At 44.5% G+C, this 24,479-nt stretch carries 25 protein-coding genes and 1 riboswitch; of the genes, 11 read left to right on the top strand and 14 right to left on the bottom strand.

Translation table 11 applies throughout. The features are described 5' to 3' along the window. Nucleotides 1–61: 61 nt before the first annotated feature. Both FQV26_RS01910 and FQV26_RS01905 read left to right on the top strand, forming a co-directional pair. Nucleotides 62–886, top strand: coding sequence for a YsnF/AvaK domain-containing protein (locus FQV26_RS01910; RefSeq protein ID WP_146555685.1), 825 nt, complete (start codon nucleotides 62–64; stop codon nucleotides 884–886). Between the two features lie 144 nt (nucleotides 887–1,030). Next, a complete protein-coding gene (locus tag FQV26_RS01905) occupies nucleotides 1,031–1,840 on the top strand; it encodes a DUF2382 domain-containing protein (RefSeq protein WP_146555684.1) in 810 nt (269 codons plus the stop codon). 45 nt (nucleotides 1,841–1,885) lie between these two features. On the opposite strand, the gene FQV26_RS01900 is transcribed toward FQV26_RS01905, so the two are convergent. The 4 genes from FQV26_RS01900 to FQV26_RS01885 all read right to left on the bottom strand — a co-directional run bounded on the left by FQV26_RS01900 (nucleotide 1,886) and on the right by FQV26_RS01885 (nucleotide 5,492). Then, nucleotides 1,886–2,512: a Yip1 family protein gene (locus FQV26_RS01900; protein WP_186759593.1), complete on the bottom strand. Its 627-nt coding sequence runs from the start codon at nucleotides 2,510–2,512 to the stop codon at nucleotides 1,886–1,888. A 198-nt stretch (nucleotides 2,513–2,710) separates the two neighbouring features. Continuing rightward, complete coding sequence (locus FQV26_RS01895; protein WP_146555682.1) at nucleotides 2,711–3,610, bottom strand: SDR family NAD(P)-dependent oxidoreductase; 900 nt, start codon at nucleotides 3,608–3,610, stop codon at nucleotides 2,711–2,713. Nucleotides 3,611–3,639: 29 nt separating this feature from the next. Beyond that, complete coding sequence (locus FQV26_RS01890) at nucleotides 3,640–4,542, bottom strand: SDR family NAD(P)-dependent oxidoreductase (RefSeq protein WP_146555681.1); 903 nt, start codon at nucleotides 4,540–4,542, stop codon at nucleotides 3,640–3,642. Nucleotides 4,543–4,571: 29 nt separating this feature from the next. Next, the gene (locus tag FQV26_RS01885; protein ID WP_146555680.1) at nucleotides 4,572–5,492 is read right to left on the bottom strand and encodes an SDR family oxidoreductase; all 921 of its coding nucleotides are present in this window, start codon (nucleotides 5,490–5,492) and stop codon (nucleotides 4,572–4,574) included. 189 nt (nucleotides 5,493–5,681) lie between these two features. Here FQV26_RS01885 and FQV26_RS01880 point away from each other — a divergent pair, with 189 nt between their 5' ends. Together FQV26_RS01880 and moaC are read left to right on the top strand one after the other, a co-directional pair. Further along, nucleotides 5,682–6,542 carry an alpha/beta fold hydrolase gene (locus FQV26_RS01880; RefSeq protein WP_146555679.1) on the top strand — a complete coding sequence of 287 codons (861 nt, stop codon included), beginning with the start codon at nucleotides 5,682–5,684 and terminating at the stop codon, nucleotides 6,540–6,542. Between the two features lie 59 nt (nucleotides 6,543–6,601). Beyond that, nucleotides 6,602–7,090: a cyclic pyranopterin monophosphate synthase MoaC gene (moaC, locus tag FQV26_RS01875; RefSeq protein WP_146555678.1), complete on the top strand. Its 489-nt coding sequence runs from the start codon at nucleotides 6,602–6,604 to the stop codon at nucleotides 7,088–7,090. Between the two features lie 114 nt (nucleotides 7,091–7,204). Here the strand turns inward: moaC and FQV26_RS01870 are convergent, their stop codons facing one another. Continuing rightward, entirely contained in the window at nucleotides 7,205–9,325 is a 2,121-nt protein-coding gene (locus tag FQV26_RS01870) for a carbohydrate-binding domain-containing protein (protein ID WP_146555677.1), read from the bottom strand. A gap of 181 nt (nucleotides 9,326–9,506) precedes the next feature. Between FQV26_RS01870 and FQV26_RS01865 the strand changes: the two genes are divergently transcribed. From FQV26_RS01865 to FQV26_RS01850, 4 genes are all read left to right on the top strand, one after another. Next, a complete protein-coding gene (locus FQV26_RS01865; protein ID WP_146555676.1) occupies nucleotides 9,507–10,193 on the top strand; it encodes a response regulator transcription factor in 687 nt (228 codons plus the stop codon). Then, complete coding sequence (locus tag FQV26_RS01860; protein WP_146555675.1) at nucleotides 10,186–11,475, top strand: sensor histidine kinase; 1,290 nt, start codon at nucleotides 10,186–10,188, stop codon at nucleotides 11,473–11,475. Before FQV26_RS01865 ends, FQV26_RS01860 begins: the two co-directional genes overlap by 8 nt. A gap of 209 nt (nucleotides 11,476–11,684) precedes the next feature. Continuing rightward, nucleotides 11,685–12,383: a polyphosphate polymerase domain-containing protein gene (locus tag FQV26_RS01855; protein WP_146555674.1), complete on the top strand. Its 699-nt coding sequence runs from the start codon at nucleotides 11,685–11,687 to the stop codon at nucleotides 12,381–12,383. 46 nt (nucleotides 12,384–12,429) lie between these two features. Further along, a complete protein-coding gene (locus FQV26_RS01850) occupies nucleotides 12,430–13,113 on the top strand; it encodes a DUF4956 domain-containing protein (RefSeq protein WP_146555673.1) in 684 nt (227 codons plus the stop codon). Between the two features lie 97 nt (nucleotides 13,114–13,210). Here the strand turns inward: FQV26_RS01850 and FQV26_RS01845 are convergent, their stop codons facing one another. The 5 genes from FQV26_RS01845 to modA all read right to left on the bottom strand — a co-directional run bounded on the left by FQV26_RS01845 (nucleotide 13,211) and on the right by modA (nucleotide 16,931). Further along, nucleotides 13,211–13,726, bottom strand: a complete 516-nt coding sequence (locus FQV26_RS01845; protein ID WP_146555672.1) for a MogA/MoaB family molybdenum cofactor biosynthesis protein — start codon at nucleotides 13,724–13,726, stop codon at nucleotides 13,211–13,213. Between the two features lie 18 nt (nucleotides 13,727–13,744). Further along, on the bottom strand, nucleotides 13,745–14,764 hold the full coding sequence (locus FQV26_RS01840) for a ThiF family adenylyltransferase (RefSeq protein ID WP_146555671.1): 1,020 nt from the start codon (nucleotides 14,762–14,764) through the stop codon (nucleotides 13,745–13,747). Between the two features lie 70 nt (nucleotides 14,765–14,834). Beyond that, the gene (locus tag FQV26_RS01835; protein ID WP_146555670.1) at nucleotides 14,835–15,473 is read right to left on the bottom strand and encodes an ATP-binding cassette domain-containing protein; all 639 of its coding nucleotides are present in this window, start codon (nucleotides 15,471–15,473) and stop codon (nucleotides 14,835–14,837) included. Between the two features lie 4 nt (nucleotides 15,474–15,477). Continuing rightward, a complete protein-coding gene (gene modB, locus FQV26_RS01830) occupies nucleotides 15,478–16,161 on the bottom strand; it encodes a molybdate ABC transporter permease subunit (protein ID WP_146555669.1) in 684 nt (227 codons plus the stop codon). Continuing rightward, nucleotides 16,158–16,931, bottom strand: coding sequence for a molybdate ABC transporter substrate-binding protein (gene modA / locus FQV26_RS01825; protein WP_146555668.1), 774 nt, complete (start codon nucleotides 16,929–16,931; stop codon nucleotides 16,158–16,160). The genes modB and modA overlap by 4 nt, the downstream gene beginning before the upstream one ends. Nucleotides 16,932–17,155: 224 nt before the next feature. Further along, nucleotides 17,156–17,267, top strand: a riboswitch (SAM riboswitch). Nucleotides 17,268–17,345: 78 nt separating this feature from the next. Between modA and FQV26_RS01820 the strand changes: the two genes are divergently transcribed. From FQV26_RS01820 to FQV26_RS01810, 3 genes are all read left to right on the top strand, one after another. Next, a complete protein-coding gene (locus FQV26_RS01820) occupies nucleotides 17,346–18,014 on the top strand; it encodes a sulfite oxidase-like oxidoreductase (RefSeq protein WP_146555667.1) in 669 nt (222 codons plus the stop codon). A gap of 136 nt (nucleotides 18,015–18,150) precedes the next feature. Further along, nucleotides 18,151–19,089: a Gfo/Idh/MocA family protein gene (locus tag FQV26_RS01815; protein WP_146555666.1), complete on the top strand. Its 939-nt coding sequence runs from the start codon at nucleotides 18,151–18,153 to the stop codon at nucleotides 19,087–19,089. Nucleotides 19,090–19,205: 116 nt separating this feature from the next. After that, nucleotides 19,206–19,877 (top strand): HAD family hydrolase, encoded by a 672-nt coding sequence (locus tag FQV26_RS01810; RefSeq protein WP_146555665.1) that lies wholly within the window; start codon nucleotides 19,206–19,208, stop codon nucleotides 19,875–19,877. Between the two features lie 64 nt (nucleotides 19,878–19,941). Here the strand turns inward: FQV26_RS01810 and allB are convergent, their stop codons facing one another. The 4 genes from allB to FQV26_RS01790 are packed head-to-tail and all read right to left on the bottom strand — an operon-like array spanning nucleotide 19,942 to nucleotide 24,321. Then, nucleotides 19,942–21,333 carry an allantoinase AllB gene (gene allB / locus FQV26_RS01805; RefSeq protein WP_146555664.1) on the bottom strand — a complete coding sequence of 464 codons (1,392 nt, stop codon included), beginning with the start codon at nucleotides 21,331–21,333 and terminating at the stop codon, nucleotides 19,942–19,944. 26 nt (nucleotides 21,334–21,359) lie between these two features. Beyond that, the gene (locus tag FQV26_RS01800) at nucleotides 21,360–22,298 is read right to left on the bottom strand and encodes a dihydroorotate dehydrogenase (RefSeq protein WP_222433889.1); all 939 of its coding nucleotides are present in this window, start codon (nucleotides 22,296–22,298) and stop codon (nucleotides 21,360–21,362) included. Next, complete coding sequence (locus tag FQV26_RS01795) at nucleotides 22,295–23,080, bottom strand: dihydroorotate dehydrogenase electron transfer subunit (RefSeq protein WP_146555663.1); 786 nt, start codon at nucleotides 23,078–23,080, stop codon at nucleotides 22,295–22,297. Before FQV26_RS01795 ends, FQV26_RS01800 begins: the two co-directional genes overlap by 4 nt. Beyond that, nucleotides 23,077–24,321, bottom strand: a complete 1,245-nt coding sequence (locus tag FQV26_RS01790; protein WP_146555662.1) for a Zn-dependent hydrolase — start codon at nucleotides 24,319–24,321, stop codon at nucleotides 23,077–23,079. Before FQV26_RS01790 ends, FQV26_RS01795 begins: the two co-directional genes overlap by 4 nt. Between the last annotated feature and the right edge of the window lie 158 nt (nucleotides 24,322–24,479).

The following is a 24,479-nucleotide window of genomic DNA, read 5'->3' as shown; positions in this document are numbered from 1 at the left end:
CGGGGTAGTTTATCATTACCTTACTTCACAGGTGATTTATCACTATTAGGAGGAATTGACAATGACAAACAAAGGCACAACATTTATTCAGGCATACGATGTACAGGCAGAAGTTCTGCATAAAATCGGTGAATTAAAAGCACAAGGCTACAATGAAGAAGATATGTACGTAATCGCTAAGCACGATGACCAATTATCTATGGTTCAAGGTCAAACGGATGTTCACTTGAATACACAGGAAGACGATAATATGATGGGCAAATTCAAATCCTTTATTTCGGGAGAAGATTCTACCCGGGATGCTTTCACGCAAATGGGGTTAGGAAGCAGCGAAGCGGATGAGTATTACCAACAGGTGGAAAATGGCAAGCTAGTCCTCTATGTAAATAGTGACTACGGAACATCCTATAAGCCTTATACAGGAACTCAAGCTGGAACAGCCGAAACTGCTGCAGGTTCTACTGCTCGCAGCCATGACGAAGAAGAGCATTTGCGCCTTCATGAAGAGCGCTTGAGTGTTGATAAAGAACGGGTGCAGACAGGTGAAGTGAATGTCGGCAAACATGTTGTCGAAGATCAACAAACCATTGAAGTACCGGTTGAACGTGAAGAGGTCTATATAGAGCGCCGTCCGGTAAACGAAGAAGTCAGCTCCACAGACGGCGGTTTGACAGATAAAGGCGTTTACGACGATGGCGAAACTATTCATATTCCTGTCTCTGAAGAACGTTTAGAAGTCAGCAAAAAAGAAGTTGTCAGCGAAGAAATCGTTGTCGGCAAACGCAAAGTGCAGGATACTGAAGTAGTGAATGAAACCGTCCGCCGCGAAGAAGCGGACATTGATGAAGACATCCCATCGAAAAAAGATCAACGCAACTCGTTTTAAGAAATAATAAAAGGCGTCTTCCGAAGATTGTTTCGGAGGCGCCTTTTTTCCGGTTCTGTTAGCCAAGGTTTATCGGATACTCAACTAAGGGTAAATTAGCTTTAATCAATTCAATTGGCGGAACTGACATAGGAGGAACTAAACATGGAGAAAAAAGGAAACAAACTCATCGGTCTTTTTGATGCACAAGCGCAAGCCTTGATTAAAATCGGTGAATTAAAAGCAGCAGGTTATGAAGAAGAGGATTTATACATCGTGTCGAAACATGATGAACAAATTTCCTTGCTCATTGAGTACACCTCCGTTCATGTCGACACCCAAGACCGGGACAACTTTAAAGGGAAAGTTATCGCCTTTTTATCGGGCGAAGATATCACAAAAGATGCTTTTAACCGAATGGGGTTAGAAGAGGAAGAAACGGATTATTATTTCCAGCAAGTCAATAACGGCAAGCTGCTTCTTTACACTGACAGCTTATCTTCAGACCAACAAAAAAATGCCTTGAAACCAAATGCTAAACCGGATGCCCCCTCTCCCCTTAATGCCGAAGAACAAAGCCTGACACTTCATGAAGAACGGCTGAATATTGATAAAGAACAGGTTCAAACAGGCGAAGTCCAGGTGCACAAGCAGGTGATGGATGACAACAAAGAAATCCAGGTGCCCGTGGAACGTGAGGAAATCGTTGTTGGACAGAATTCAGTTTCTTCAGAAGCGGATAGCGGAAACGGCGAACAAGTGCTGAGTCCGAAAGAAGCATATGAAAAAGGTGATGCTATCTATATCCCCCTTTCCGAAGAGCGCCTGGATATTGGCAAGAAGAAAGTGGTCCGCGAAGAAATCGTCATCGGCAAACGCAAAGTCAAAGATGTAAAGGTCATCAACGAAACCGTCCGCCGTGAAGTGGCGGATATTGAAGAAGATGGAGTCGTCCGCAAAGCGGATAAACCTTAAAAAAACAAGGCAGCCGGAGAGGTCGCCTTGTTTTTTAAATAGATCTTATACAATTGCCGTTAAAATTACGGCGACAATTGCCGAAATCGCAATAATGAACAGCAAGGTTGGGATTATGATGATAAAGAACCCTTTCCAAGAAGAAAGCCGGTGGGCTTCTCCTACTGCTTTGCACTGGATAACGAAGGTCCAGATAGATACAGTTCCTAAAATCAAGAGGAAAATCAGCGACAGCAGATCTGAACCTGCAAAAGGCATTTCACCGGGCTGCAAGAAATAGGTTTCGGGTTGCACCAACATCCACAAAATGACAATCGGAAGAAGCCAAATCTGTGGAATCTGGCCAGTCAGTATGGCCCGGAACATTTCTGTATAGGTAGCTGTCCCTTTAAACAGCTTTCCGACCAAAAGATAAATGCCTGCTCCAATGGCAGTACTCACTGTAATCCCAATCGGCCCAAAGAAAAGAGCCATTAACAAAAGACCCCCTACCGGAAAAAGTTGCTCTGAATCCAAACTGCTGAGAAGGCCTGCAGCAAAACCCGAAAGAACAATCAGCAGGAAGATAAAGCCTGGAGACTTCTCCTCAACGACGTGTCTTACCGTTGCACGTGGCCGCGTCCAAATAGAGGTGAACGGGTTAATGTTTTCATAGTCTTCTGTCTTGTTCAATTGAATTCCCACCTTTTTTAATGCTGTCTCTATTCAAACACACTGGAATTATAATGTAAATGATAGGAAATATAACCAATCGCTTGATACAAATTTGTTTTATCTTTAAAAATCAAAAAAAGAGACAGGCTTCAAGACAGCCTGTCTCCACTTTTGCTCAAATAAAATACCACTATAAATATTTCAGGTTTAACCTATTTACTCCTTCTTCATCCGCTCCCGGATGCCACCCTCCACTTCCGTGCCTTTTTCCATGGGAATATACAGGCTGCCATTAGTAGGTCCCGCAGGAGGAGCATCTTCAATGACTTTCTTAACAAATTTGGCATTCATTTTTTCAGTAGCACCGGGCAGAATGTGGCTGGAAATCGCCGACGCTTTTGACTTGGCACCGACCGCTACCGTTTCCTGCGGCTTATCAATCAATTCGACAATCGCATCAATAACGATTTTTGGATCATCCATCGGTTTCATTTCCGCCATATGGCCCGTATAATTTCCCGTATGCTCAAACCAAGGCGTATCCGTAGCCCACGGCATTACCGTACAGACATGGATATCATCAAAACCTTCGAGTTTCACTTCTTCGTTCAAAGCGGAGCTGAGCCCCAAGACTGCATGCTTGCTGGCACTGTATCCTGTGTAGTATGGAAAAGCAATTTCACTCGTAACCGAACCGACATTGATGAGGATGCCGCGTTTCAATTCCTTGAAATGGCGCAATGCAAAATGGCTGCCGTTGATGGTCCCTTTGACATTGACATCAACGACGCGAGCCAGATCTTTTACTGGAATTTCTGTGAACGGACCAATCGCGCCTACCCCGGCGTTGTTGATCCAAACATCAATTTTGCCGAAGCGGGCGAGGGCCGTTTCAAAGAGATGTGCCACTTGCTCTTCCTGACTGACATCTGTCGTCACTGCAATCGCATTTGGCCCCAGTTCTTCTGCCAGCTTCTCAAGCAATCCTGTCCGGCGTGCAGCAAGCACGAGGTTAGCGCCCTGTGCTGCCAGCTCTCTGGCCACACCTTTTCCAAATCCACTGGAAGCACCCGTTATCAACACTGTCATCCCTTCATGGGACCTCTTTTTTGCCATGGCTTATTCCTCCTCATTATCACATTCCATTATTTTTGTTCCTTTAATCGCTCTCGTAAATTTCCAGATACGTCCGTTCCTTCAGGGCCCGACTCATACAGGCTTCCTTCAGTTGGCGGTGCGGGCGGTGCATCCTGAATCATTTTCAGGAGAGCGCGTCCGGTCAGTCCTTTTGTTGTTTTTGGCAACAGAGAGCCGGCAGCTGCAATGCCTTTGGATTTGGCACTAATTTCTACTGATTTTTGCGGATGATCAATCAAGCCAGTGACGGCATCCACTACTTTCTGCGGATCATCCGCCGGTCCCACAATAATTTCATGGCCGCTGTAGTTGCCGGCATGCTGGGTCCAAGGTGTATCAGTGACCCAAGGGTCCACCGAACAAACATGGATGTCATCAAAGCCATCCATTCTCATTTCCTGATGCAGCCCATTGCTTAAACCGGAAACACCGTATTTGCTGCCTGTATATGCTGCGCCAAACGGCATCGGTGTTTTGCTCGCGAAAGACGAAACATTAATCAAGGTGCCATATCCCTGTTTCTTGAATTGCTTTAAAGCGTGATGGCTGCCGTAAATCGTACCCAAAAAGTTGATTTCCACTGTCCGGTTCAAGTCTCTCAATGGTGTATCGGTGAACGAGCCGTAAGTGCCAATGCCGGCGTTGTTGATCCACACGTCGATGCTGCTAAATACGCCCATCGTCGTCTCGAAGAGCTTTGCAACGTCTTCTTCCCGGCTGACATCAGTAGTTACCGCAATCGCATTCGGACCACAGGCTTCCGCCAGCACTTCAATTTCCTGAGTCCGCCGTGCCGCTAAAACGATGTTGGCACCTTGAGCCGCCAATTGCTGCGCCAGGCCTTTTCCAATTCCACTGGAGGCTCCGGTAATGACAACCGTCAAGCCAGCATGTTCTTTTTCAGTAGACATATAGATTCCTCCCGTCAATAAAACTATCATTATTGCTGCTGTTTGCCTTTTTGAATCTGTTGTTTTAATCTGTTCCGCATATTTCCGGATACTTCTGTCCCTTCAGGCCGGGGAGAGTGGATGCTCCCGGAAGTATTCTCCGCTCTCGGCGCTGCCTCAAGCATTTTCACCAATAAAGCGCCGTTCAGTTTCTCAGTTCCAAGCGGCATCAAATGTTCGGAAAGGATGGCGGCTTTTGATTTAATGCCGATTTCCACACTTTCTGTCGGCTGGTCGATCAGCCCGATCACCGCATCAATGACTGTCTCCGGATCATCGGCCGGACCTAAAGTGATTTCGTGCCCGCTATAGTTTCCGGAATGTTCTGGCCAAGGCGTGTCGGTCACCCACGGATGTACCATGCAAACATGGATATCACTCCATCCTTCCTGCTCCATCTCCAAATGCAGACCAGCCGTCAAACCTGCAATTCCATACTTCGTCCCGCAATAGACCGCACCGAATGGCAGCGGCACACTGCTGATAAATGAAGACATATTAATCAAGGTTCCACTTCCATTTTCCTTGAAATGGCGAAGCGCATAGTGGCTTCCATACATCATGCCTTTCAAATTGATGTCGACCAAGCGGTTCATATCGTTCAGTGGAATATCCGTGAACGAACCCATGATGCCAAGTCCGGCATTGTTGATCCACACATCCACTTTCCCGAACCTTGAAACCGCTGCAGCCATCAAGCTTTCCACATCTTTCACCCGGCTTACATCCATCGTTACAGCAAGTGCATTGTCGCCTAACTCTCCAGCCAGTTCCTCGATCAGCTTAGTCCGTCTGGCAGCCAGCACAAGGTTGGCACCTTCTGCTGCCAGCTTTTGAGCTATGCCTTTGCCAAATCCACTCGATGCCCCAGTAACAACGACAGTCAAGTCTTGCCGTATTTTTTTTGGCACTCTTTCAGCTCCTATCCGGAAAATAAAATTGTACTTATTTATTCTTAGGCCAGTAAAACATTAATTTATTGAATTTTCTATTTATTCTTTACATAAGTACCCTTTTCCCTATAACAAAAACACGTTTCGAGATGGTTCAGAAATTGTTGATCAGGGAATCAGGGATAATAAAAAGAAAGGAGTGAGCTTATGCTGCTTGAAGAATTCAAGTCCACGGTCATCGACACTGGCGAAGCAGAGATTTTTCTGCGCTATGGAGGGCAGGGCCCGCCGCTGCTTCTGCTTCATGGCCATCCGCAAACTCACATGATGTGGCATGAATTGGCACCACGGCTGGCAAAGGATTATACCATCGTGATGCCGGACCTGCGGGGATATGGAGACAGTTCAAAGCCTGAATCATCTGCCGATCACTCCACTTACTCTAAACGGGCCATGGCCAGAGACCAGATGGCAGTCATGAAGCAGCTTGGTTTTCACCGCTTTGCTGTTGTCGGGCACGACCGTGGAGCCCGCTGTGCCTACCGCTTGGCACTCGACTTCCCGGAAGCGGTTGAAAAACTCACGGTTATGGACATCATTCCGACTGGAGAAACATTTAGAAGAGCGGATAAAGATTTTGCTATGGGCTATTGGCATTGGTTTTTTCTCGCCCAGCCTTTTGATTTTCCGGAACGGGTCATTGGCGCGAGTCCGGACAACTTCTACTTCCAGGGCACGCGCCACCTGTTCCATCCCGAGGCGCTCACGGAATATTGGCGGGGCATCCATAATCCCGGAACGATTCATGCCATGTGTGAAGATTACCGAGCGGGTGCGACAATCGATTCCGAGCTGGACGAAGCAGATCGGGGAACCAAAAAAGTCGCTTGTCCCGTTCTTGTTCTATGGGGTGAAAAAGGCGCATTGCCCAATTGGTATAATGTACTCGATGTCTGGAGAGACTGGGCAGAGAATGTAAGAGGACGCGGAATCGACTGCGGTCATTATCTTGCAGAAGAAGCGCCTGATGAAACTTATGAGCAATTGAAGGCGTTTTTAAGTGCTTAAAAAGAATCTCCATCAGTCATGCTATACTGAAAACACCTACTACTGAAAGGATGATTCTGTTGTCAGAACTGACTCACTTTAATGCTCAAGGACGTGCGAAAATGGTCGATGTCTCCGAAAAGAAAGACAGTGTCCGCACAGCCCGTGCCACCACTTCTGTCCTGCTGAATAAAGCAATCTACCAGCAAATCAAAGAAGGCACAAATAAAAAAGGCGATGTCTTTGCCGTCGCACAAGTAGCAGGCATCATGGCTGCCAAGAACACCGCACAGATCATTCCGATGTGCCATCCTTTGGCTCTCAGCGGCGTCGACATTGAATTTCAATGGAATGTCGATGAAGACGCCAATCATTTCGAAGTCCTGTTGACTGCCGAAGTCAAAACGAAAGGCCCCACAGGAGTCGAGATGGAAGCTCTCACTGCCGCCTCCGCTGCTGCTTTGACGATTTATGACATGTGCAAAGCCGCCGGCAAGGAAATGGTTATCGGTCCGACTATGCTGCTTCAGAAAACCGGAGGGAAATCCGGCGATTACGCGCGAGACTGACTGTAACTGCCGAACGGACTACTTCTATTCACCCAACGTAAGGGTTAATGAACATGAAAAACAGCCGAGGAGAAATGATTCACTTCTCCCTGGCTGTTTTGTTTTAGGAATACTTTATTGTCTTTCCGGCATTTCGATGCCAAGTTCGGCCATTTGCTCCCGGGCTTCTTCTTCTGTGATTGTCCCATTCATTTGCTGTTCTCTTATCGCCTGCATTTTCTCCATGGTTTCCTCATCCATGTCAGTGCCAGGCGGCATACCACCGGCACCGCCTTCAGGTGGCGTTCCGCTAAATCCGCCGCCAGCTGGACCTCCACCGGCTCCTGAACTGCCAGCTTCTGTGACCCCACTTTCGTTTAACCAGGTGACCTGCTCCGTGATGGCGAAGTCAAGGATCTTTGTTCCACCCTCATATCCACCATCTGCGTATAGACCGTTCGTTTGCTCTTCAGCCGAGGTACCTCCTGAAGAAAAGGTATACGAAGAATCAACAGAGAGATCAGGAGAGCTGATCATTATGGCCTGATAATCCTTCGCCGGAGCAAAGGTTGCAATGTTGTTTCCTTCGCTGTCCTGCAGATGTACTATGGTTCCAGCTGCTTGAGTTTCGGGGAAAGTCATCACTACAGAAGCTTGATCAGAATCTTCAGAAGCTGCTTGAAGCATCCCTGAACTCCCAGCCGCTATTAAAGTCCCTCCTGTAACGTTAAGGTCTCCATCGTAATCCAAAGAACCATTCATGTTTTCAGTAGGACCGTTGACAATGACCATACCGCCGGTCATTTCAATTGAGCCATTCGAATCAATGCCGTCTCCACTGGCATCGACTGTGACAGCTCCCTCATTGATCGTCAACAAAGTCACAAGTTCTTGTTCCGTCTCGGTCTCTGTTTCAGTCTCAGTCTCGGTGGTTTCTGCAGTTTCTTCAGTCTCCTGACCCATCCCAGGTGCCATTGATGTACCTCCACTAACATTTATGCCATCATCCGTTGCCGTCACATCAATCGTGCCTCCATCAATCGTGATTTGATCTCCTTCTATACCTTCATTGCTCTTCGTTACGGCAAGCAAACCATCTTTGATAACAAGTGAAGCATCTGCATGAACACCGTCGTCTCCGGTGGCAAGATCCCATTGTCCTCCGGCAATCACCACATCACCGTTGCTGTGCACAGCGTCATCCAGAGAATCGATGGCAAATACCCCTCCGCTCACTTCAATTGCACTGCCTGCCTTAATGCCTTTTGTGCTTTCCGTTTCTTCTTCAGTAGTTTCTACGGGTGCTTCCTGCAGCGTTCCCGGCATAACGTCGCCCGCAGCAGCTTCTATGGTTTCGGGACTGCCTCCCCCAGCGGCAATCGTGTATGCCCCATCCGTAATCAACAAGGACGTTTCTGCCTGGATGCCGTCGTTGCCGGAGGTGATATCGAATGTTCCGCCTTCCAGTGCAATGCTTCCTTTGGTCGCGTCTTCATCATTAGTAGACTTGATGCCATCGCCGCCTGCCTTAATAGCAAAGGTTCCCGCTTTAACTGCCACAAGGTCACGCCCTTTCAAGCCGTCATCCGCCGCAGTCACCTGGATATCTCCTCCAGTAATTTTCAGTTCATCCTTGCTGGCAATTCCATCGTTATAATTGCCTGTCACGGCCAGTTTTCCAGAGCCGTTGATTGTCAGATCTGCTTTACTGAAAATCGCGGCATCCGGCTCATCTTCTGAAGAATCTTCAAATACATACTCGGAGCCATCGGAAATGCTGTTTTCTGTGTCTTCCACTAGAGAAATCACTGCTTTCTCCGCATCTTTAACATAAATGGCGGAACTATCGGAAGAATTGATCTCCACACCATTCAGCACCAGCCTTACGGTTTTTTTGTCTTCCGAATCCACAACGATTTGGTCATCGTCCAAGCTTCCGGAGAACACATACGTGCCTCCCGCTTTAATCGTCAGCACATTGTCTTCATAAATGATGGCCGAAGTTGAAGCGAAGTCAGCATCGGTGCCATTCAGTTCGACTTCGAACGGACTTTCATCTTCCCAGTCTGTGTATTCATCATCTTCTCCGTAAACTACTGCCTCATTGACCAAGGCCGTCATTTCTTCAGCAATCACCGGATCGGCAGTTGCCGTTTCCGATGCTTGATTATCAATTGTCTCGTTGCTGCAGGCAAATAACAGGCTGGCACTTAAAAGCGTTGCCGCCAGTTTAAACATTCTTTTATTTTTCGCCATCTTTTCCACTCCTCTGGTTATTGAAGGACGCTTTGCGCTCCCATTGCTTCCCATTATTGGACCGCAACCTTAACAAAACCTTAAAAATACGGGAGAAAAAGAAATTCGTAAAATAGTTTGCAATTTCCAGACTTAGTTCTATAATCAACTTTATCTCAGAATTACTGAAGGAGAACCTCAAATGAAATTACTGATCATTGAAGACGACCACACTCTTTCCGACACCATTAAAGAAACCACGCAGGAAATGTTCCATACAGAACAGGCCTTTGATGGCGAAGAAGGATTATTTTTAGCCGAGCAGAATATTTTTGACTGCATTATTTTGGACATTATGCTTCCATATCTAAATGGCTATGAAGTGTTAAAGAAACTCAGAAGCCAAAACATCACGACGCCAGTCATCATGCTGACAGCAAAGGACGGCATCGGAGATAAGATCCAAGGCTTCAAAGCCGGTGCTGACGATTACCTAGCCAAACCTTTTCACCGGGAAGAATTATTGCTGCGCCTTGAAGCTATTGTCAGAAGATCCGGGGGCGAGTTGAAGCAAAATACCCTTTCCTTCAAGGACTTGAAACTGAACATCAAAAACAAGACTGCTTATTTAGGTGAGGAACCCGTCAAACTGAACGGCAAGCAGTTCGATTTACTGGAATACCTGGTCAATAATAAAAATATCATTTTGACGAAAGAACAGATTTTCGATCGTATTTGGGGGTTTGAATCGGACACTTCCACTACCGTCGTCGAAGTTTATGCCAGCAACCTGCGGAAAACCCTCAAAAAATTCAATTATGACCATTATATAAAAACTTTCCGTGGATTGGGGTATATGTTGTCGGAGTCCGGTGACGAGCATGAATAGACAGCCTATTTTCCGAAAGCAACAATTGCGTTTTATGATTTTGAACCTGATCGCCTTTAGTATCATCTTCACAATCTTCGGGTTCATTATTTTTCATCAAGTTCAAAATACACTTTTTTCAGAAACCGATGAGGAACTGCAAAGGACCCAGGAATTCGTTGCAAGTGATAATGTCACAGATTTCCGTTCTCCTCTTGCTCCTGAAGAAGAAAACCGCCCAGAACAAGGACCTCCTAGAGACGTAAACCCGCGAATTATCATAATTGACTGGAATGCAGAAGGTGACATCGTCAACGAAGACCAAATCGGGACTTTTCTATATGAAAATGTCTTTCAGGATTACACACCTGATATCGAGACATTAAACACCATCACCAACACTTCGATTGATGATGAATATACGTTCCGATATCTTCTTATTGAAGATGAGACGATAGGAGATGACGTCGCCTACACACAGATATTAGTCAATATCGACGCCGAACAGACCATTCTCGATAACTTCGGCAGACTGCTGATCATTTGCTCATTAATTTTTATTATCCTGTCAATTTCCGCCAGCTACATTCTATCAAAAAAAATGATGCAGCCCATTATTCAGTCTTGGAACAAGCAAGCGGAATTTGTGGAAAATGCTTCGCACGAATTGAGAACGCCATTAACGATCATTCAGAACAAACTTGAGCTTCTGCTTATGGAACCGCAACAAAAAATCATGCAGAAATTCGAAAACATCGCACTCAGCTTATCGGAAACGAGACGCTTATCCAAACTGACCTCCGATTTGTTGACCTTGGCAAGGGCCGATTCCGCAGAAATCCAGTTGGATAAACAAACCCTCCACGTCGATGAATTCATCGAGCGTGTCAGTGCACCCTATATTGAAATTGCCGAGTCACAGAATAAAACATTGCAGCTGGAATTAAACTGCAGTGTGCAGATTAAAGCCGATGAAGTGAGGCTCCATCAATTATTAGTTATCTTATTGGACAATGCCTTAAAGTATACCGATGAAAAACAGGAAATCTCCGTTAAGACCTATACAGAAGATCAGAAAGTTGCAATTGAAGTAAACGACAATGGACGCGGCATTGAAAAAGAAAATCTTCCCTATATTTTTGACCGCTTCTATCGTGTAGACAAAGCCCGCTCCAGAGAAAACGGCGGAGTAGGCCTTGGCTTATCAATCGCCCAATGGATTGTCATCAACCATGGTGGGACCATTGCCGCATTCCAGAACGAAAAGGCCGGTACTACCTTTAAAGTAAAGTTGCCATATTAAAAGCCCGCAAAAATTTGCGGGCTTTTAGCTTGCAGAAATTCATAGAAGAAATAACCTTAAAGAAATAACTGCAGGAGACTACAGACAAATCTGGTTTGCAAAACAGCATCAAAACAAATAATTAAATCTAAAAATAATTTTAAGGTTGGTTTAAGGTTCTGCCCCAATAATAAGGTTATACGAAAGACACACAAAAGGAGAGTATGAAGATGAAAGCACAATCTTTGAACGGCATGCAAGGCCGCAGAGAAATCAAGCATGAAATGACCAAGATGGATTGCTACCTACTGAGAAACAAATTGAAACATTATATGGAGATAGATCCCCATGCTAAGGAAAACGGGACTTACTGCATCCGAAGCGTCTATTTCGACAACTTCGATAATAAAGTGATGAACCAAAAAAAAGAAGGACTTTTCGAACGAGACAAATTTCGTGTAAGGCTGTATGACTCGAACACCAGCTTTCTAAATCTGGAGAAAAAAAGCAAACGCAACAACCTCACGTATAAACAAAAATGCTTGATGACAGCCGAAGAATACGAAAAGATCCGAAAAGGAGATTTAGAGTGGATGGAGACAGACTCGCGGTCACTCATTCAAGATTTGTACTGGCAGATGAACCTGCTGCAGCTAAAGCCTCTTACCGTCGTCGACTACGAACGGGAAGTGTTCATTTACAAATACGGCAATGTCCGCGTCACTTTCGACAGCTCCATCAAAACCAGCCTTCGGAACAATGACGTACTCAATCCCAACATCACAATGGTAGAAACTGAGCCTGATGTTGTCATCCTGGAAGTGAAGTTCGATGAGTTCTTGCCGAACGTCATTAAGCAATTGCTGCAGGTCAGCGATATGCGCGCAGGCGCCTACTCGAAATACCAGATCAGCCGAATGTATGGCTGATTGTCAAATCACTTAAAAAAAGAACAACATATTGGAGGAAGAAAAAATGGAAAGCATTAATTTTAGTGATATCTTCAAATCAAGTTTTTTGGAAAACACCAGCAGCTTCTCACTTACGGATTCACTGATCGGATTGGTGGTGTCTTTTGCCATCGGCCTGTTCATCTACATGATTTACAAGAAAACCTTTTCCGGTGTCATTTATTCACATAGCTTCAATATCTCCTTGATCGTCATGGCCATGGCCACTACCCTCATTATTATGGGAATATCAACAAATGTCCTGTTGTCACTCGGGATGGTCGGGGCGCTGTCAATCGTCCGCTTCCGAACACCAATCAAAGACCCGATGGATCTCGTTTATCTGTTCTGGACCATTGTTTCCGGAATTCTTTGTGGAGCGGGATTCATTCTGCTGGCAATCGTCGGTGCACTGCTGATCGGCCTCGTCCTAATCATTTTCGTCAACAAAATCAAAATCGAAAATCCTTATCTGCTGATCGTCAAATACAATGACAATGAAATCGAAAACCCATTAGAGAAGTTGCTTTCAGCAAGTGTTAAAAAGCATTTGATCAAGTCAAAATCAATTTCTTCCGACCATGATTTTGAAGTTACCTATGAAGTACGCGTCAAAGATACAGATATGGATTTCATCAACCATATTTCTGAAATGATTGGTGTAAAATCTGCTGTTATGCTGAGCTATGACGGCAACTTCACCGCTTAATCAACTACACAGAAAAGCCTATAAATCTGTCACGTTACTGACGGATTCATAGGCTTTTGGCATTTACTCTATTATCAATTTTCTTGTCACCAGCCGATTATGTACGCGGTTCGTGGTGCTTAGTCAATTCGGATTGGATATGCTGAACTTCCGGCAGTATCAGCCTTTCCATCGCCAACTTTACTGCACCACGTGATCCTGGCAGGACAAAAATCGCTTTATCATTTGCTACCCCTGCCGCCGCACGGCTTAAAAGTGCTTTTGTCCCAACATCTTCAGAGAAACTGACGTAACGGAACAGTTCTCCGAACCCATCAATTGTCTTCTCAAAGAAAGGCTCTATCGCCTCCAACGTGACATCGCGCTTGGCAATCCCCGTGCCTCCAGTAGTGACAATTACATCAATCTCATCCTTTTCCAGCCACTCGGAAACAATGACTCGAATGTCCGCTATATCATCTGCCACTACCTCGTAATCCACGATTTCCAGCCCTTCATTGCGGGCGAGCCGTTGTACGAGCTGGCCTCCAGTGTCTGTCTCTTTTGTACGCGTATCACTGACCGTCAATACCGCCACACGCACTTGATAACCGCCTTTGAATATTTCCGACATACAAACTCCCCCTCCTGTTCATCCAAATACTTGATGATATAACTTTCTTCCTTCCGCCACATTATGGACGCCGTGAATGAGCAGCCGGCCATTGCCGAACAACACCATGCGGTGATTGAAGACCTTCAATTCCACAAAATAAGGCGTTCGCTTAATTCCGGCTTCCAGCCGGTTGCCGGCTTTTTCGGCATCGTCCAAGGTAATGGGGCGATTGGGATCCGGCAAAATCTGTACAGCGTCCCGACCGCATAAAACTGCATAAGTGCTTACACCTGTTTCGGTAAGCGACGGGAATACGGCATTGTGGCCGCATGTTTGGCAGTCCGGATTTTTTATGCGCTTTACGCCGATATCCAGCTGGCTGTTGTCCCATAAATTGAAATGATGGATTTTTTTCCGTATCGCATCGTGGTTTCCGCTCAGCCATTTCAACGCTTCTGTGCATTGAAGGGCCGCTGTCACCTGTACGGCGGGTGAAATAATGCCGACCGTATCGCATGTTTCATTGATTGCCGGAAGCACCGGCAGCAGGCAGCGGAAGCAGGAGCTTTCTCCAGGAATGAATGGAAAGACGACGCCAGAACTGCCGACACAAGCACCATAAATCCACGGCATTCCGTATTTTACAGAAGCGTCATTGATCAATAGGCGGGTTTCGAAATTATCGGTTGCGTCTAAAATCAAGTCACTGACAGCCGCCAACTTTTCCATTCCGGCTGCATCCAAATGCTCGAGGTACGTGATCAGCTTTACATCACTGCGGATAGCTTTCAGCCTGTTTTCTGCCGCTGCCACTTTCGGCAGCATCTGCTGTGCATCCTTTTCAGTAAAAAGCTGCTGGCGCTGCAGATTCGACAGCTCGACATAATCACGATCAACTAAATGAATCGTTCCGATGCCGGCGCGAGTCAATGTTTCAGCGATGGCCGAACCCAAAGCTCCGCAGCCGATGATGGCAACAGTCGAGAGAGCTAGTTTTTCCTGGCCGGACTGGCCAAGCGGTTTAAATAGGGTTTGTCTTGAATAGCGTTCATCCACTTTGATTCCCACTTTCCATCTGTCTGAAGTTCCAAGTCATTTCTTCCTTAATCTAAGCTTACCATGGACATCAAAATACCAGCTGTTCAGCCATCTTCCCTTTTTCAACCCGGATCACACGGTCCGCCAGCTTTTCGGCATCCGCCATCCGGTGAGTTACAAAGATGATTGGAATCTGCCATTGCTCATGGATCCGCAGCAATTCGTTCTGGCAGCGGTCGCGGTTGGCGTCATCCAAAGCGGAAAACGGTTCATCAAGCAGCAGGATGTCCGGCTGTGCAGCCAAAGCCCGTGTCAGTGCCACACGCTGCTTCTCACCGCCCGAAATCTGGTGCGGATATTTGCTCAATAGTTCCGTAATTCCCAAAATCTTCGTCAATTCGGTGATATGCGAAACATCTGTCCCACGCGACAATGCATACAGGATGTTTTGTTCAGCATTCAGATGCGGAAAAAGCGCATAATCCTGGAACAAATAACCGACTTTCCTTTTTTGGATTTTCATCGGTTTTTGTTTGTCTTTGAAAAAATCCGTCCCATTCAATGTAATCTCTCCTGCATCCGGATGAGCGATGCCCGCCACACAATTCAGCAAAGTGGTTTTACCTGAACCGGAAGAGCCGACCAGTGCCATGATTTCCCGGTCCAGCTCGAACTGCATCACCAAGTTAAAATGGTCCAATTGCTTTTGAAAATCCACTTTAAGCATAGACTCACTCCCTTCCAATGCGAATTGCGTTCTTTTTGCGCCAATAATTGACCCAGGTGATGGCAGCCACCCCAAGCGAGGAAATAATCAGCACCCAAAACATGGCTTTCTCCATATCCCCTGCCTCATAGGCAAAGTAAATCGCCAGCGGCACTGTTTCCGTAACTCCTGGAATGTAGCCGGCAATCATCAGCGTAGCGCCGAATTCGCCGATTCCCCGTGCAAAAGCCAGTATGAGCCCTGCGAGAATTCCCGACCAGGCAAGCGGCAAGGTGATGGTCCTAAAAATTCGCCACTCGGAGACACCCATCGTCCGCGCAACGTTTTCCCAGCGTGGATCCACTTTTTCGTAAGCCGCCAGGACGCTTTGATACATCAGCGGCAACGATACAACAAACGAAGCGATTGCCGCACCAATCCAGGTAAAGACCACTCGAAAACCGAACCATTGCTCCAGCAGAATACCAAGCGGGCCATTGACGCCAAACAAGACAATTAATCCAAAGCCGATGACTGTAGGCGGCAATACCAGCGGCAGCAAAATCAAAGCTTCAACAAAACTTTTTCCGAAAAATTCACGCCGGTTCATTAGCCGGGCAAGTGCAAGGCTGACCACAAACACAAAAAACGTGGAAATAACGGCAACTCGCAGCGATAACCAAAGAGGAGACAAGTCATATGCCATCATTTCTTTTCCTCAAGTGCAGGCATAAAACCGTATTGTTTAAGGATAGCCTGTCCTTTGGGACCGGCAACAAATTCCAGAAAAGCTTCTGCTTCCTGCTGTTTTTCAGAAGCTGCCACGACAGCACCCGGGTAAACAACCGGACCCCCCTGCTCCGGCATTTCAAGCGTGCCGTTTATTTCCCGGGAAATAGCCGCATCCGAGGAATAAATGATGCCCAGTTCCGCATTTCCACTTTCAATATAGGTTACGACTTGCCGCGCATCTTTTGCATAAATAAGGAGGCCTTCAAGCGGTTTCCACAAAGCCTGGCTTTCCAATGCTTGCTTTGTGTAATCCCCAAGCGGTACACTGTCCGGCTCGCCGACCGCAATGGTTTCTTCTGAATTTATCACAATCTCCGCAAAATCTTTCGATGCCGGGAACTCTTCCAGAGAAGCGAGAACAAGACGATTTTCAGCGAAAGATGCTTTGCTTTCCGAATCGATCAATTCCTGCGATTCGAGCAGTTCCATATCCTTTTCACTTGCCGATAAAAACAAATCCGCCGGTGCACCTTGTTCAATTTGGTTTCTCAGCTTACTGGAAGATCCATAATTAAAGGACAGTTCAATATCTGGTTCCACTTGATGAAATTCCTCTTCCATTTGTTTCATCACTTCCGTCAGGCTCGAGGCTGTCGAAACCAGCAGTTCGCTGTCTTTTTTAGCCGATGTACTGCCGCAGCCGCTCAATAGAAAGACTATGCTTATCATGCCAATCATTTTTTTCATTTTATAGGACTCCTTATAGGTCTCACATAAAGCCGACCGATGACTGTAAATTCTTTGCATACCTCCAGTATAACGTCAGCTAAAGAGAAGCTAAATAATTTTCCGAATAATCTTGTAAGAAACTGCTCATTTGGGTAGAATAAAGAGAAACTTTAATCCGTGGAGATTCTCTCTTCTTTTGCGCCACAAGCGAGAGGCATCACCCAACCAATTACATATATCCAACCTTATGAAGAGAGGCAGAGGGAATGGCCCGATGACGCCCGGCAACCGCCAGTAAATTTGACTGGAATGGTGCCAAATCCAGCAGAGTTTTGATGCTCTGAAAGATAAGGAAGAGAATTTCACCAGCAGCCAACCACTCTTCCCTTATTAAGCGGAAGAGTTTTTTAGTTAATTTAAAGGAGTGATCACATGAAATTAAGCAAAGCCGATCGAATCAAACGTACACGTGTCCCTGTCGTAGACCCTTCATTAGCTGAGCGCCTGCCGCCAGGGCAAGTTCTGACGGAACGCTTTCCAGTCCTTCACGAAGGCGAAGTGCCCGTCTATGATATGGCAACCTGGACCTTGAAAATTTTTGGACAGGTCGATAAGGAAGTCACATTGAGCTATGACGACTTACTAAAGATGCCGCAAACGACCGTCACCCGTGACATCCATTGCGTAACACGCTGGTCCCGCTTCGACAATACATTTACTGGCGTGCGGTTCATCGATTTGATGAAAGAATTGGGAGTGACACCGAAGAGCGGCTATGTCATGCTTCACGGCGATTATGACTACACCACCAATGTCGCTCTGTCCGACTTGGACCGGGAAGATGTATTGCTTGCCTATTCACTTGACGGCGAGCCGTTGACTGCCAAGCACGGTTATCCGCTGCGCTTTGTGGTGCCGCATCTGTATTTCTGGAAAAGTGTTAAATGGGTCCGCGGCATTGAATTCATCGATGAGAACCAGCCCGGCTTCTGGGAGCAAAACGGCTTCCACATGAACGCTGATCCGTTCAAGGAAGAACGTTTTTCGGGCGAAGACTTGGAAATTCCAGATGATGAATGGGAGAAAAAAGATTTTGACTGACTCTATGGAAGTGGCTGCCAAAAGGTAGCCACTTTTATAATTATTGATGAAAATGGGAGTTGCTTCTCTCTTTATAAAAATCTAGGTTAGAATAGAAGATAAGATAATCAGTCAGTAGGCTACAGGAGGAATTGCAATGAAGTTTGGAATTATCGGAACGAATTGGATTACAGATCGATTTATCAAAGCGGCGAAGCAGCATCCTGAGTTCGCCATCGGAGCTATTTATTCCCGTAAGATGGAAACTGGGCGCGCATTTGCAGAAAAAAACGAAGTTGAAAATGTCTACACCGATATGGAAGCCATGTTTACTAGCGGAGACATTGAGGCAGTTTATATCGCCTCCCCGAATGCCTTGCATGCGCAGCAAAGCATACTCGCTATGGAGCATGGCATTCACGTTTTGTGCGAGAAGCCTGCCGTTACGTCGATCGAAGAAATGGATAAAGTCATTGAAGCTTCACGTACACACGGAATGACGTATATGGAAGCAATGAAATCTACGGTGACTCCGTCTTTCCTAAGTCTGAAGAAAAATTTAGACAAAATCGGACCAATCCGCCGTTTTGTCTTCCATTACAATCAATATTCATCACGCTATGACAATTACAAAAACGGCATCATTGAAAATGCCTTCAAACCCGAACTCGGCAACGGCGCCAAAATGGACTTAGGCGTCTACTGCATTGCCCCCGTCGTTCATTTGGCAGGAGCACCGGAAGAGGCAATTAAAAACAATTACCTGCTGTCGACAGGCGCCGACGGACAAGGAAGCATGATTTTGAATTACAATGGCATGGAAGCAGTCGTTATGTATTCCAAGATTTCGGATTCGTTTATGCCAAGTGAAATTCAAGGCGAAAACGGTGTAATTGAAATCGACCGGATCAGCGACCCGAAACACATTACCATTAAATACCGAGATGGCGGGACAGAAGATTTATCGGTAGCTCATGAATTCGATACGATGTACTACGAATTGGCGGAATTCATGGAATGCGTGAAACATAAACAAGTGGAATCCTCTATCAACACACATGCCATTTCCCGGGAAGTCACGAAACTGCTGACATAAACCAGATGCTTTACAGGAGTGATTTATAAGTCGGGTGAAAGTTATTCTAGAGAATTCCCTTTAATTTAAGTCCAAATAGATGAAAATCATCACTCAACCAGCAAAGGAAGTGCCTTATGATAAAAGCAATCATATTCGATTTTGACGGTTTGATTTTTGATACCGAAACCCATCAATACCACATTCTTCAGGAAATGTTCAGCGAACACGGCAGCGAATTGCCGTTGGCACGCTGGCAACAAGAAATCGGCACGCATAGCGGGTTTTCTCCATTCCATTATATGGAAGAAGAGATCGGAAAGCCTGTAGAACATGCCCTTCTTCAGGAACAGTATGAAGAGAAATTCCATTCGACACTGGCCCTCGAAAAAGCCCGTGACGGTGTACTGGATTACCTTCAGATTGCAAAAGAGATGGAATTGAAAATCGGGCTGGCTTCCAGCTCCAGTTACCGCTGGGTCTCCAGCCATTTGAAGAACCTTCAGCTGTTCGATTACTTTGACTGCATCCGTACTTCGGACGATGTGGAAAAAGTAAAACCCGATCCCGCTCTGTATATCCAAACTGCCCAATGTCTGGACTTGCCTCCGGAAGAATGCCTCGTTTTTGAAGATTCCGCTCATGGCGCAACAGCCGCCAAACAAGCGGGCATGGGTTGCGTCATTGTTCCAAACAAAGTAACCCATACGATGGATTTTTGTGATGTTGAACACCGGCTGGATTCGATGGCGGATATGCCGCTTAAAGACCTTCTTGACTATGTGTCTTCATTGAAAGTGAATCGTTAATGCATAAAAAGATGATGTCTGCTTTTCAGACATCATCTTTTTTTATACTGATTGAATTACTGATTTATTTGGATTTTATCAGCTTACCAAGTGGCTCTGTTATAATCTCTCCATCTTTCATCACTATTGTTCCTCTTACAATCGTCATTACAGGGATTCCTTTTATTTCAAAACCATCAAATGCTGTTACTTTACTTTTACTGTGAAGATTTTCTTTTTTTATTACCATTTGCTTGTCCATATCTACAATTGTAATATCGGCATCCGAACCCACTTGAAGAGCTCCTTTTTGTGGGAATATTCCATACTGTTTAGCAGGATTAGTGGAAAGAAGAGACACCAATTGCTGAAGAGAAATTTTCCCTTCTGATACCGAATTCAACATTAAAGGGGCTAAAGATTCTACGCCACACATTCCTGCAGGCACCGTCCATAGGTCTCCTTGTTTCTCCTCTTCTGTATGAGGAGCATGATCTGAACAAACGAACGAAAAAGTTCCTTCTCTAATTCCTTGCCAAATTCTCTCTTGATCTTCTTTGTATTTCACAAGAGGGTACACTTTCATAGAAGGCCCAATTTTTTCATAATCTTCATTTGTTAGAAATAGATAATGAGGACAAGTTTCAGCAGTGATAGGATAACCTTCTTCTTGAGCTTTCTTTATTGTTTCTGTACCTTCTGCAGAACTTACATGCAAGATATGAAGTCGTGTTCCCGTTTTTTTAGCCATGGCGATTCCTGCTTGAATGGTCATCTCTTCAGCTAAACTTGGTCTTCCTGCCAAAACGGTCTCATAATCATTTTTTCCTGTTTTTTTCATTTCTGTAGTCAAATGATTAATTAAATCGCTATTTTCTGCATGAATAGCAAATGTTTTCTCGGTCTTAGCTACTTCTTCAAGCATACGATAGACTCCTCCATCGTCGCTGGGTGGAATTACATCTTTCATTCCTTCTTTATAATCATAGATCAGTCGATAATTATTTTTATCTACTGCATAACCCCAAAAGTATTTAAAACCAATTACTCCACATTTGTTTAAATCTTTGATGTCATTTAAATTTAAGTCTCCTAAACAAATACCCCACATTGCAAAGTCTACATGGGCTTTGGAGCCCAAGTTTTTTAATTGTTTGTCGAAATTTTCAACGTTGCTCACAGGAGGATTAGTATTGGGCATTTCAAATACCGTAGTAATACCTCCGGCTGCAGCAGCTTGAGTAGAATGATAAAAATCTTCTTTGTATGTCGACCCACCGTCTCTTGAGTGAATGTGAGTATCGATTAATCCTGGAAGAACATAGAGGCCATTAGCGTTTGTTCTTTCCTTGGCTTCTCCTTCCAATTTCTCTTTTGAAATTGAGAAAATTTTTCCATCTTTAATGTATATATCGGCTGTATAGGTGTTTTCTGGAGTTACAATACTCCCATTCTCAATGATATGATCCCATGTCATTTCCTTATCCCCCCATGTCCATTTAATTAATATAGAGTGCTTGTAGAAGAAGGAAGATTCACTTTCCCTACCAGATTATTTATATCGGAAATTTCATACCTTCTCATATATTCTTTTATTCCTTCTAAAACTTCAATCATTGTTAAAGGGTTTATAAAGTTAGCGGTACCGATTTGTACAGAGCTTGCGCCTGCTAGAATCATTTCAATTGCATCATCTGAATTCATAATTCCCCCGCATCCAATTATGGGCAATGTTGTTACGTTTCGGACTTGATGAATCAACCTTACTATAATCGGTTTAATCGCTGGTCCCGATATTCCCCCCATAACATTTCCGATTTTAGGTTTTCTTGTATGAATGTCTATCGCCATACCCAATATAGTATTTGCTACATTTAAACCGTCTGCTCCTGCTTCTTCACATGCAAGGGCAATTTCTTGAATACTGGTTACATTCGGAGTTAGTTTAGCAATTAAAGGCTGATCGGTTACACTTTTCACTTTTTGAATAAGCTCAAAAGAAAGATCTCCATCCATTCCAAACGCCTTGCCATTCCCCTCTAGATTCGGACAGGAAATATTTAATTCTATAGCTGACACAGCCGGATTAGCTCCAATAATTTCAGACATCTCTGTAAACTCTTCAATAGAATCAGCTGAAATACTTGCTATTAACGGCACATCGTATTTTTGGTATTGTGGTATAATGTGTTCCAAATAATAAGGGAGACCTTTACTTTGTATTCCGATTGAGTTGATCATTCCACCTGTAACTTCACAAACTCTGGGTGTATCATTCCCACCTCTCGGATATTTCGTTATGCTTTTCGGTACTAAAGCACCAAGTTCATTAAAATCAAGAATGGACTCCATCTCAAAACCGAATGCTCCGGAAGCTGGCATCACCGGATTTTTCAGGTGCAGACTCCCAATTTGAATATCTAGACTCAAATTATCCATCATGTTAAAACCACCTTTTCTAAATCAAAAACCGGTCCTTCGATACATACGCGGACCGATTTTATTCCATGGGATTCCCGAATATTGCAAACGCAGGCATAACAGACTCCCATAGCACAACCCATATGTTCTTCCAAAGCAATTTGTGCAGGTATGTTTTCTTTAAAAGTAATTTTCTGCAACAGTCTTGATAATCTCATCGATCCGCATGTGAACGCTGCTTTAACCCCGTGCTCGACTATCAATTCTTCGACTAAACGTTGGACATTTTCAACACCACTCGTGCCTTCTTCTTCGGTAACCTTTATTACTGTAGCCCCAAATCCCTGCAAAGTTTCCGCTGCCAATAAGTCATTGTTGCTTCTTGCACTCAGTATCGCTACACACTTCACGTTTTTCGCAGCAGCTTCCTGAGCAAGTGCAGCCAAAGTAGCTATCCCTACGCCTCTTGCCAGCAATAAAATTGAATCCCAGTCCTCTTCCAATCTGAACCCTATTCCAAGAGGACCCAGAACATCTAATTGATCGTCGGCTTTAAACTTTGTTAAATTTACAGTTCCTGCTCCTTTTACTAAATATAAAAACTCAATTGTTTTCTCTTCCTGATTGATGCGATAAATACTGAATGGACGTCTCAAAAAAGGAAGTTCGTCTTCCCCACATTTAATATTGAAAAATTGGCCAGGCACAATTGGTTCTTCAATATTCTCTGAATTCAGCGTCATATGCCAATATCTTTCACTTACTTGGATATTCGATAGAATCTCTAACTGGTAAGTTTTCATGACTGTTCCCTCCCAGCTTTTTCGACTATTTTCGCCCATTTTACTACTTCTTCTTTTAAGATTTTTGCACCGATTATTATTTCTTCCAAAGAGGTATATTCTTGAGGGTGATGGCTGAGGCCAGCTTTGGATGGGATAAAGAGCAAACCCGTTGGGCAAAGTTTCGCCATATTCATGGCGTCATGACCCGCCCCACTCGGAAGAAGAAGAGGTGGATAGCCGAGGTTTTCAGCCGTATCCTTTAAGCTTTCAATCACTTCGTCGTTAAGTAGAATAGGATTTTCGTCTGCTATCTTTTCAATTGTTGTCTTTAGATTCCTACTATTTTCTACGTTTTCTATTGCAGCGTGTAACTGATTGATCACTCTATTCTTTGATTCACTGGAAATTCCGCGTATATCAATTTTCATCTCTACTGATCCAGGAACTACATTCATTGCTCCAGGCTTCACTTCACAAACTCCCGTTGTTGCTACAGTACCATGCTCTTCTTCCTTCTTAGCTGCAGTTTCCAATTCCAAGGCAATCTCTGCAGCGCCTAAAAATGCGTCTTTCCGATACCTCATCGGTGTAGTTCCAGAATGAGAAGCTTGCCCTTCTATTTTCAACTTATAGCGAGTAGGACCTGCAATTCCTGTCACGACCGCAATACTTTTATTTTCATTTTCGAGGATCGGCCCTTGTTCAATATGAATTTCAAAAAACGCTTTAAACTCCTCTTTTTTTCTTTTAGCTCCCGCTAAATTAAACGAATATTTAGATAATTCATCTTTTAAAAAGATGTTATTATTGTCTTTCAACTCTTCACACTCTTTACTTACAATTCCAGCCATCGCTTTGCTTCCAATTGTAGAATAGCCAAAGCGTGCTGACTCTTCACCTGCAAAAGAAATAATTTCCAAAGGATGTTCAGTAGTCAATTCTTCCTCGTTTAAACTTCTTATAATCTCTAAGGCTATGACTACACCAACTGCTCCATCATATTTTCCACCTTCATATACCGTATCCAGATGAGACCCAAAAGCTATGACAGGAAGAGATGGATTAGCACCTTCTCTTCTTGCAATAATATTTCCCGCACTATCACATTTGACCTTCATGCCTTCTTTTTTACAGAGTTCAACAAAATAACTTTTTGCCTGTTGCTCTTCTTCTGTATAAGCGAGACGATTTATTCCTACCCCTGAACCGCCAAATTTGTTTATCTCATTCAGGGTTTTTTCTATGCGGTTTTTGTTCAATTTTATAACCCCACTTTCCCTATTACCTTCTACTACTATTATATAATAGAGAAACACTGCATTCCGTTGGCCAAAAGAACAGAATATTCAAATCTTTTTTATTGTTTTTGTACACTATAAAATTCATTACAAAGAAATTTAAAATCTGGCTACGATAC

The sequence above is a fragment of the Planococcus sp. CPCC 101016 genome (assembly GCF_007859295.1).
Lineage (GTDB): Bacteria > Bacillota > Bacilli > Bacillales_A > Planococcaceae > Planococcus.
The sequence above is the reverse complement of the archived record's forward strand: the minus strand, read 5'-3'. Positions and strand labels throughout refer to the sequence as shown.